This window comes from Pseudomonas sp. SDO5532_S415, assembly GCF_054071155.1.
In genome coordinates, this window is sequence record NZ_JBSVWS010000068.1 from 18,750 (window position 1) to 27,876 (window position 9,127).

A 9,127-nucleotide genomic window follows, 5' to 3' on the forward strand; every position below is an offset into this window, starting at 1 on the left:
GATTCTCCATGGGCGCAAGCATTCTCACCGCGAAGAACCTTAGCAAAGTGGTTCCCAGCGCGGAAGGTGAACTGACCATCCTGCACCAACTCAGCCTGGAACTGAACAAGGGCGATAGCCTGGCCATCGTCGGCGCGTCCGGTTCCGGCAAATCCACCCTGCTGGGGCTGCTCGCCGGCCTCGACCTGCCGAGCAGCGGTGAAGTCACCCTCGCCGGGCAAGGCTTGAGCAATCTCGACGAAGACCAGCGCGCGCGCATCCGCGCAGAACATGTGGGTTTTGTGTTTCAGTCCTTCCAGTTGCTCGACAGCCTCAACGCCCTGGAAAACGTCATGCTGCCGCTGGAACTCGATGGCCGAAAAGATGCCCGCGACCGCGCCACCGAGCTGTTGCAACGGGTCGGACTGGGCAAGCGCCTGACCCATTCGCCACGCCAGCTCTCCGGCGGTGAACAGCAGCGCGTGGCGATTGCCCGGGCGTTTGCCGCCGAACCCGACGTACTGTTCGCCGATGAACCTACCGGCAACCTCGACAGCCACACCGGCGAGCGCATCAGTGACCTGCTGTTCGAACTCAACAAGGAGCGCGGCACGACCCTGGTACTGGTGACTCACGACGAACGCCTGGCACATCGCTGCCGGCGCCTGATCCGCCTTGAAGCCGGCCTGCTGGTCGCCCCTCTGGAGGCTTGATGGCCCATCTGCCGCTGCTGCGTCTCTTCAGTCTCGCCATCCGCCAGTTGCTGCGCGACGCCCGTGCCGGCGAGTTGCGCGTGTTGTTCTTCGCCCTGGTGGTGGCGGTGGCGGCGAGCACTGCCATCGGTTACTTCGGCGCCCGCCTGAACGGCGCGATGATGCTGCGCGCCACCGAATTCCTCGGTGCGGACCTGCTGCTCGAAGGCAGCTCGCCGGCGCGACCCGAACAGATAAAAAGCGGCACCGAGCTGGGCCTGGAACACGCGCAGGTGGTGGAGTTCTCCAGCGTCATCGCCACTGACAGTGGCATCCAGCTGTCCAGCATCAAGGCTGCCGATGATGTCTACCCGCTGCGCGGCGAACTGAAAAGCGCCCCTGCCCCTTTCGCCCCGCAAGAGTCCGGCGGCGGTCCGAAGCCCGGTGAGGCCTGGGTCGAAGCGCGGCTGTTGACCGCGCTGGACCTGAAGATCGGCGACAGCATCGATGTCGGCATGAAAAACCTGACGCTGGCGCGAGTACTGACCTACGAACCCGACCGTGCCGGCAACTTCTACAGCCTGACGCCACGGGTCTTGATCAACCTCGCCGACCTCGCCGCCACTGGCGTGGTGCAACCCGGCAGCCGGGTCAGTTACCGCGAGCTCTGGCGTGGCAAGCCCGAAGCACTGGAAACTTATCGCCAACTGATCAAACCCGGCCTCGCGGCCAATCAGCGCATCCAGGATGCCCGGGATGGCAACCGGCAGATTGGTGGGGCTCTGGGCAAGGCTGAACGTTATCTGAATATGGCCAGTCTGGTGGCGGTGTTGCTGGCCGGCGTGGCAGTGGCGCTGTCGGCGACGCGTTTCGCCATGCGTCGGTTCGACGCCAGCGCACTGTTGCGTTGCCTGGGATTGTCGCGCCGGGAAACCATGGTGCTGTTCGGTTTGCAGCTGACGGTGCTCGGCCTGCTTGCCAGCATCAGCGGCGCTGTCATCGGCTGGCTGGCACAGCTGGGGCTGTTTGCCTTGCTGCATGACTTGCTGCCGACCGATGTACCGCCGGGCGGGTTGCTCCCAGCCATCGCCGGGATCGGCACCGGGCTGGTGGCATTGGCAGGGTTTGCCTTGCCGCCGCTGGCGGCGCTGGGTCGGGTGCCACCGTTACGCGTGTTGCGTCGCGACCTGCTACCGATTCCGTCGAGCACCTGGATGGTTTACGGTGCAGCGCTGGGCGCCCTTGGCTTGATCATGTGGCGCTTGAGTCTGGACCTGGTGCTGACCTTCGCCCTGCTCGGCGGCGGCGTGATTGCAGCGTTGGTGCTGGGGGGCTTGCTGTTGCTGCTGTTGAAAAGCCTGCGGCGCATGCTCGCCCGCGCCTCGTTGCCGTGGCGCCTCGGCCTTGGCCAATTGCTCCGTCACCCACTGGCAGCCGCCGGGCAAGCCCTGGCGTTCGGCCTGATCCTGCTGTCGATGGCGTTGATTGCATTGCTACGGGGCGAGCTGCTGGATACCTGGCAAAACCAGTTGCCGAAAAACGCTCCCAACTATTTCGCCCTGAACATCCTGCCCGCGGACAAGCAGGCATTCACCGATCGCCTGATCTCGGTGTCGGCGCAATCGGCACCGCTGTACCCGGTCGTGCCGGGACGGCTGATCAGCATCAATGGTGAACCGGTGCAGCAAATCGTCAGCAAGGATTCGGCCGGTGACCGGGCGATCCAGCGCGACCTGAGCCTGACCTGGGCAGCAGACCTGCCAGCGGGTAACAAGATCACAGCAGGCGACTGGTGGCCCGAGCAACCACCGGATGAAATTCCCGGCGTGTCGGTGGAAGGCAAGGTCGCCGAAAGTCTGAAACTCAAGCTCGGTGATCACATGGTCTTTACCGTCGGCGGGGCCAATCGCGAGGCGAAGGTCACCAGCCTGCGGGAGATCAACTGGGACAACTTCCAGCCAAACTTCTTCATGATCTTCCAGCCCGGCACCTTGAAGGACCTGCCGGCGACCTACCTGACCAGTTTCTATCTGGCAGCGGGTCATGATCAGCAAATCGTCGACCTGTCCCGCAGTTTTCCAGCGGTCACCATCCTGCAAGTCGAAGCGCTGCTGGCGCAGTTGCGCAGCATCCTGGCCCAGGTCACCCTGGCGGTTGAATATGTACTGTTGTTTGTATTGGCAGCGGGAATGGCCGTGCTGTTTTCCGGCTTGCAGGCGACACTGGATGAGCGCATCCGTCAGGGTGCGCTGTTGCGGGCGCTGGGCTCGGAACGGCAATTGCTGGTCAAGGCGCGGCGGATCGAATTCGGCCTGCTCGGTGCTGTCAGCGGCTTGCTGGCCGCGCTGGGGTCGGAAGTCGTGAGCCTGATGCTGTACCGCTATGCGTTCGACCTGCCCTGGCATCCGCATCCATGGCTGCTGGTACTGCCACTGATCGGTGCAGTGCTGATCGGCGGCGCCGGTGTGTTCGGCACCCGCCGCGCCTTGAACGCCAGCCCCCTGACAGTCCTGCGTGAGGGTTGATAAACTCAGCCGCTCACTCTCAAAGAAATCACCATGAGCCGTTATCGCCCTCCCCGCACCGCCGGCACCGCGCTGATCACCCCCGAAGGTGAAGCGCGGATGCGCGCCGAGTTTCATGAACTCTGGCACGTGCGGCGACCGCAAGTGACGCAATCTGTCAGCGAAGCCGCGGCACAGGGCGATCGCTCGGAAAACGCCGAATACACCTACGGCAAAAAGATGCTGCGCGAGATCGACAGCCGCGTGCGTTTTCTCACCAAACGCCTGGAAGCGCTCAAGGTCGTCAGCGAGAAGCCCAGCGACCCGAACAAAGTCTATTTCGGCGCCTGGGTCACCATCGAAGACGAAGATGGCAAGGAATCGCGTTATCGCATCGTCGGGCCGGATGAGCTGGATTTGAAACAGGGCCTGATCAGCATCGACTCGCCGCTGGCCCGCGCCCTGATCGGCAAGGCGCTGGACGCCGAAGTTCGGGTCCAGACACCGACCGGTGAGCAGTGCGTGTACATCGTGGCGATCGAGTATTTATAAGCCGCAGCGCGCTGAGCCTCAGCGACGGGTAATCAGCCCTTGTCGGGCAACGCGGGTCAATTGTTTGATGACTTCATGGGCCTCTTCAGCGCTGGGCGACTGAATCACCGCCAGATCAAAGCTGTCGCTGGCAAATCGAGCCAGGGATTCCCCGTCTTCGACAAACTGGATCAGGAACGCTGCCGGACCACCGGTGCGACGCGGCCAGCCATCGAGGTAGCGCAAGAGCGTCGGCTGATGTTTACCGCCAAGCAGGATTTTTGGGTTGCGCTGGGTGAGATGTGCCGTGATCGGCGCGGGACGTACAACCGGGCTTAGTGCATTCATCGTTTCGTGTCTCTGCCTCAAAAGTCTGCATGGCAGGTGAGAGGCAACACCGAACCAGCGCTTTAGCGGTATTTCGAAGCCTGTTTCAAGCTTCTATCGGCAACTGAGTGAGTCACCTGGCGCCCCGCAAGTAGCTGTTTAAATCGGCGCATGAGCAGCATCCTAGAGAAGCTGACCGGACAGTGTCAAGAATGACGCACAACAAAAAAGACTCCGTAATCGGACCGCATCAAAGCGCAATCTGCCCCGAATCCTGAAAATGGCACATAAGAAAAATGCCCGTATCTTGCGATACGGGCATTTCCTTTAACCGGCCAGCAGGTTGATCGAGCCAGGCTCTTTCAATCGATCGCTCAGGATCAGTGACGCTTGTGACCTTTGGCCAGGTTGCTGCCCACGCCACCGCCCAATGCGCCGCCCAGGCCTGCGCCGATGGTGGAACCGGTCTTGCCGCCCAGGCTGTTGCCGATCACCGAACCGCCAGCGGCGCCCACGCCACCGCCGATCGCAGCGCTGGTGCGGTGGCCTTTCTTGGCGGCAACAGCACTGCCCGCCGCGCCTGCTACACCCGCGCCAATCGCTGCCCCGGTGCTGCCGCCCATGCTTTGACCGACGACATTACCCAGCGCGCCACCCAAACCGCCACCGATGGCGGCAGTGCCGTCGCCAGCCATTGCACCTTGTGCGACCAGAAGACCCAGAACCAAAGCAGGCAGTGTGAAACGCATGACAAAAACCTCAAAAATAGGGATGAAAATCAAAAGGGTCGAGATTGAAAGCTTTAGAGGAGACAAAGTCCAGACATGCGCGCACTCAACCTCGGAGTTGGCGACGGTTGGACAGCAATTATGGAAAAGGTTTTATGACAGGCAAAAAAAAGCCCGCTGGGGAACGGGCAGGGTGTTGCTTTCTAACGGATGAGTTGAGCCTACGTAGGACCTTGTGAAAACTTTGTGAAAAACCAGCCAGGTTAAATATTCGTTCACAGAATCTTCAAATGCTGAAGCCAGGGCACAAAAAACCCCGCTCAATGACGGGGTTCGCTTGCTGGTTTATTACTTCCTGGCCGGAGCCGTCACCTTGGGGAGAAACTTCCCTTTCAGCACTCGGCAAGCCTTGGTCTTGATTTTGTCGACCTCGGTCTGGTCTTCGCCGAAGCTGGCTACGTATGCAGTCTGTCCACACTTGACGTAATTGTTGATCGGATATTCCGCTCCGTCGTCTTCGATGTACGGATCAGTCATCTCTTCACCCCTCTTCAAAAGCGGAGTCGACACCGGCAAGCCCTATTGCCGAAAAAATATCGACCACCAAGGATTTTGAGACTAGCCGGTCATTACTGGACTTGTAGTTCAGATTACCCGATGCCCGACGAATGGCCCCACCCCGATCACCTCAGCTTGACCGCCGTTCCAGTCACAAACACCACCACCATTCCTCCTTTGCCGGCCGGCATGCTGATCTCGAAATCGAGCCCTACCACGGCATCTGCCTGAAGTGCCCGCGCCCGCTCCTTGATCTCGTCAGTGGCCTGGATGCGCGCCTCCCTCAACGCCTGCTCCAGCGTCTGAGAACGCCCACCGAAAAAATCCCGCATCCCGGCGAACATATCGCGGATGACGTTGATGCCCTGTACCGACTCGGCACTGACAATGTCCAGGTAGGCGGTAATTTGTCGCCCTTCGATAGCGTGGGTCGTGGTGGTGATCATGGGAGGTCCTTGTTGTTCAGAAAGTGAGGCAGCGCGTCACATGCCGGCAAAGTTCCGCATATCAACGCTTTAAGAAATCAGCCCCATAAAAACACAAAACCCCTGGCTTCTTTCGAAACCAGGGGTTTTGTTTACATCGAATTTGGCGGTGAAGGAGAGATTCGAACTCTCGATACAGTTTCCTGTATACACACTTTCCAGGCGTGCTCCTTAAGCCACTCGGACACTTCACCGTATCTCTTCAAACATGTTCTGTCTGTCGAGGCGCGCTAATGTAGTCGAAAGCTTTTCTGATGGCAAACATTTTTTTAGAATTTTCATGCGCTTAACGCGATTAGCCGTTTCAAGCCAGTCGGGGCAATGGCAAACCGGCCAAACTCTGTCTTGGCACACGCCTCTATATAGAGGGCAATGCGCCGCTGGCGGGGCGGGCTACGCTTGGCGGGCGGGGAAAGGGTGACTGGCGGGTCAGTCATAGCGCTTTACCTGGCCTGTGGCGGTGGGTAACTTCAGCCCAACTTTATTGAAAGGAATGGCGTCATGAGTGAGTTGATTTCTTACCATCTCGAAGACGGTATCGCGACCCTGACCCTGAACAATGGCAAGGTCAATGCCATTTCCCCGGACGTGATTGCTGCCTTCAACGCTGCGCTGGATCAGGCGGTGACTGATCGTGCGGTGGTGATCATTACCGGTCAGCCGGGCATTCTCTCGGGCGGTTACGATTTGAAGGTGATGACGTCCGGCCCTAAAGAAGCCGTGGCGCTGGTCACTTCCGGCTCGACGCTGGCCCGCCGCCTGTTGTCGCACCCGTTCCCGGTGATTGTGGCTTGCCCTGGCCATGCCGTGGCCAAGGGCGCGTTCCTGCTGCTGTCCGCTGACTATCGCATCGGTGTCGACGGCCCGTTCAGCATCGGCCTGAACGAAGTACAGATCGGCATGACCATGCACCACGCCGGTATCGAGCTGGCCCGTGATCGCCTGCGCAAATCGGCGTTCCACCGCTCGGTGATCAACGGTGAAATGTTCAATCCGCAGACGGCAGTGGATGCCGGTTTCCTTGACGTGGTGGTGTCTGCCGAAGAGCTGCAAGGCGCAGCACTGGCGGCGGCTCGTCAGTTGAAGAAGATCAACATGACCGCACACAAGAACACCAAGCTGAAAGTACGCAAGGAACTGCTGGAAACCCTGGATAACGCAATCATCCAGGATCAGGAGCATTTGGGTTAAGACCCAACCTGCAGCAACGAAAAGCCCGACCGTCGTGTCGGGCTTTTCGTACGCGCCGTGCTGAAAAGCCTGCAACCGCTCTAGAACGCGTCTGACCCATCAGTCGGAAACATGTACTTAAACATCGGCTATCTCCCGCTTCTTTAGCGGCAATTGCCGAAAACAGTGCACATCCGTACACTGCGCCACCTTTTGTCCCGGTGGGGCCTGAAAATGCTGTTTGCTTTACGTATGTCATTGATGGGCTTGCACTTTATTATCGCGGGTGTGCTGGGCGTGATTCTCGGCCTGTGCCGACCGTTCAATCCGGACAACAGTCGTCTATGTGCCCGCCTCTACGCATGGCCGGCGATGTGCATTCTGCGTTTGCGGGTGAAGACCGACGTCGGGCCGCTGATGGATAAACCTGACAGCTGCGTGATCGTCGCCAACCACCAGTCCAACTACGACCTGTTTGTATTCGGCAACGTAGTGCCCCGCCGTACCGTGTGCATCGGTAAAAAGAGCCTTAAGTGGGTACCGTTGTTCGGCCAGTTGTTCTGGCTGGCCGGTAATGTGCTGATCGACCGTGGCAATGCGCAGAAAGCACGCCAATCGATGTTGACCACCACCCACACCCTGCAAAACGAAGACACCTCGATCTGGGTCTTCCCCGAAGGCACGCGCAATCTGGGCGAAGAGTTGTTGCCGTTCAAGAAAGGCGCCTTCCAGATGGCGATCGCGGCCGGGGTGCCGATCGTGCCGGTGTGCGTCAGCAGTTACGTCAAGCACATGCGATTGAACCGCTGGCGCAGTGGGAAAATTCTGATTCGCTCGCTGCCGGCCATTCCTACCGCCGGATTGAGTCTGGACGACATGCCCATGCTGATCGCCCAGTGCCGCGAGCAGATGCGCGAATGCATCGACTCAATGGACCGGCAACTGCAAGCCGCTTGAATGAAACCCGCCCTGTGCGGGTTTTCTTTTGTCTGCGCTTATACCTGCGAACCCGGCAGATTTCACTGACGCTCCGGCAGCAGACAGGGCTAAGCTGGACACCGCCTGCCATTATTGCCAATGAACACCTGCTAACAAGAAGTGAATCACCATCATGGGTAGAGTTGTTGCTGCTGCGGTTTACAGCGCTGGTAAGAAAGTCACCAATATCACCCTCGACGAAGGCGCCGCCTGGGCAGCAAAGCCGGGGCACTTTGTCTGGATCGGCCTTGAAGAGCCGAGTGCCGAGGAACTGTACAACCTGCAACGCCAGTTCAACCTGCATGAACTGGCCATCGAAGACGCCCTTGAGAAACATAGTCGACCGAAGCTGGAAACCTTCGGCGATGCGCTGTTCATCGTCACGTATTCCCCCATCCGGGAAGAGGGCAAACTCAAGTTTATCGAGACCCATATCTTTGCCGGCAACGGTTACATCATTACCGCACGCAACGGTCACTCGGCGTCCTACGCCTATGTCCGACAACGTTGTGAGGCGCGTCCGTTGTTGCTTGAGCACGGGGAAGATTTCGTACTCTATGCCATCCTCGACTTCGTGATCGAAAACTACCAGCCGATGGGCGAAGCGATCCATGCTGAAATCGACGAGCTGGAACGCAACGTCATGTGCGGCTCGCTGAATGAGCGAGACATACAGAAACTACACAGCCTGCGCCGTGATGTATTGCGCTTGCGTCGATTTGCAGCGCCGATGGTGGAGATCGGCGAAGAACTGCAAAAGCTGAGCTTTCCGTTCATCGACAAGAACATGCGCCCGTATTTCCGCGATGTGCAGATTCATGTCACCCGGCAAATGGAAGATCTGACGACCCTGGCCGATATCGCCAGCCAGACCATCGAGGTCGGCGTGTTGCTGGAGGCGTCACGCCAGAGCGTAGTGCAGCGCAAATTCGCTGCATGGGCGGCGATCCTGGCGTTTCCGACGGCGGTAGCGGGGATTTACGGGATGAATTTCCAGAACATGCCCGAGCTGACCTGGCATTACGGATATTTCGGCGTGCTGGGGTTTATTACGGTGGGATGTGTGAGTTTGTGGGCGAGCTTCAAAAAGTCGGGGTGGCTTTGAAAATTTTTTGTGGCGAGGGAGCTTGCTCCCGCTGGGCAGCGAAGCGGCCCCAAAAAATGGGCCTGCTGCG

General features: G+C 59.3%; 10 protein-coding genes and 1 tRNA gene. 6 read left to right on the forward strand and 5 right to left on the reverse strand.

From position 1 onward, the window contains the following. The first annotated feature begins 8 nt into the window (after positions 1–8). From ACW9HW_RS16350 to greB, 3 genes are read left to right on the forward strand one after another with little or no spacing between them, the layout of a single operon-like run. Positions 9–692, forward strand: coding sequence for an ABC transporter ATP-binding protein (locus tag ACW9HW_RS16350; protein WP_095196791.1), 684 nt, complete (start codon positions 9–11; stop codon positions 690–692). Continuing rightward, positions 692–3,196, forward strand: coding sequence for an ABC transporter permease (locus ACW9HW_RS16355; RefSeq protein WP_457400796.1), 2,505 nt, complete (start codon positions 692–694; stop codon positions 3,194–3,196). Before ACW9HW_RS16350 ends, ACW9HW_RS16355 begins: the two co-directional genes overlap by 1 nt. Before the next feature lie 33 nt (positions 3,197–3,229). Then, positions 3,230–3,727 (forward strand): transcription elongation factor GreB, encoded by a 498-nt coding sequence (gene greB, locus ACW9HW_RS16360; protein WP_095196793.1) that lies wholly within the window; start codon positions 3,230–3,232, stop codon positions 3,725–3,727. 18 nt (positions 3,728–3,745) lie between these two features. Here the strand turns inward: greB and ACW9HW_RS16365 are convergent, their stop codons facing one another. The 5 genes from ACW9HW_RS16365 to ACW9HW_RS16385 form a co-directional block, all read right to left on the reverse strand. Next, a complete protein-coding gene (locus tag ACW9HW_RS16365; RefSeq protein ID WP_095196794.1) occupies positions 3,746–4,054 on the reverse strand; it encodes a hypothetical protein in 309 nt (102 codons plus the stop codon). 359 nt (positions 4,055–4,413) lie between these two features. Beyond that, positions 4,414–4,782, reverse strand: coding sequence for a hypothetical protein (locus tag ACW9HW_RS16370; protein WP_034150136.1), 369 nt, complete (start codon positions 4,780–4,782; stop codon positions 4,414–4,416). Positions 4,783–5,109: 327 nt separating this feature from the next. Then, positions 5,110–5,298, reverse strand: coding sequence for a hypothetical protein (locus ACW9HW_RS16375; RefSeq protein WP_457400799.1), 189 nt, complete (start codon positions 5,296–5,298; stop codon positions 5,110–5,112). 146 nt (positions 5,299–5,444) lie between these two features. Next, positions 5,445–5,765, reverse strand: a complete 321-nt coding sequence (locus tag ACW9HW_RS16380) for a YbjQ family protein (protein ID WP_457400801.1) — start codon at positions 5,763–5,765, stop codon at positions 5,445–5,447. Between the two features lie 143 nt (positions 5,766–5,908). Further along, positions 5,909–5,998, reverse strand: a tRNA-Ser gene (locus ACW9HW_RS16385). A 307-nt stretch (positions 5,999–6,305) separates the two neighbouring features. Between ACW9HW_RS16385 and ACW9HW_RS16390 the strand changes: the two genes are divergently transcribed. The 3 genes from ACW9HW_RS16390 to ACW9HW_RS16400 all read left to right on the forward strand — a co-directional run bounded on the left by ACW9HW_RS16390 (position 6,306) and on the right by ACW9HW_RS16400 (position 9,057). Continuing rightward, positions 6,306–6,995: a crotonase/enoyl-CoA hydratase family protein gene (locus tag ACW9HW_RS16390; protein WP_095196797.1), complete on the forward strand. Its 690-nt coding sequence runs from the start codon at positions 6,306–6,308 to the stop codon at positions 6,993–6,995. Positions 6,996–7,208: 213 nt separating this feature from the next. Beyond that, positions 7,209–7,931 (forward strand): lysophospholipid acyltransferase family protein, encoded by a 723-nt coding sequence (locus tag ACW9HW_RS16395; protein ID WP_095196798.1) that lies wholly within the window; start codon positions 7,209–7,211, stop codon positions 7,929–7,931. 154 nt (positions 7,932–8,085) lie between these two features. Then, entirely contained in the window at positions 8,086–9,057 is a 972-nt protein-coding gene (locus ACW9HW_RS16400) for a magnesium and cobalt transport protein CorA (RefSeq protein WP_095196799.1), read from the forward strand. Positions 9,058–9,127 lie beyond the last annotated feature (70 nt).

Coding starts and splice junctions, on each gene's coding strand:
- ACW9HW_RS16350 (WP_095196791.1), top strand. CDS start 9: ATGGGCGCAAGCATTCTCACCGCGAAGAACCTTAGCAAAGTGGTTCCC.
- ACW9HW_RS16355 (WP_457400796.1), top strand. CDS start 692: ATGGCCCATCTGCCGCTGCTGCGTCTCTTCAGTCTCGCCATCCGCCAG.
- greB (WP_095196793.1), top strand. CDS start 3,230: ATGAGCCGTTATCGCCCTCCCCGCACCGCCGGCACCGCGCTGATCACC.
- ACW9HW_RS16365 (WP_095196794.1), bottom strand. CDS start 4,054: ATGAATGCACTAAGCCCGGTTGTACGTCCCGCGCCGATCACGGCACAT.
- ACW9HW_RS16370 (WP_034150136.1), bottom strand. CDS start 4,782: ATGCGTTTCACACTGCCTGCTTTGGTTCTGGGTCTTCTGGTCGCACAA.
- ACW9HW_RS16375 (WP_457400799.1), bottom strand. CDS start 5,298: ATGACTGATCCGTACATCGAAGACGACGGAGCGGAATATCCGATCAAC.
- ACW9HW_RS16380 (WP_457400801.1), bottom strand. CDS start 5,765: ATGATCACCACCACGACCCACGCTATCGAAGGGCGACAAATTACCGCC.
- ACW9HW_RS16390 (WP_095196797.1), top strand. CDS start 6,306: ATGAGTGAGTTGATTTCTTACCATCTCGAAGACGGTATCGCGACCCTG.
- ACW9HW_RS16395 (WP_095196798.1), top strand. CDS start 7,209: ATGCTGTTTGCTTTACGTATGTCATTGATGGGCTTGCACTTTATTATC.
- ACW9HW_RS16400 (WP_095196799.1), top strand. CDS start 8,086: ATGGGTAGAGTTGTTGCTGCTGCGGTTTACAGCGCTGGTAAGAAAGTC.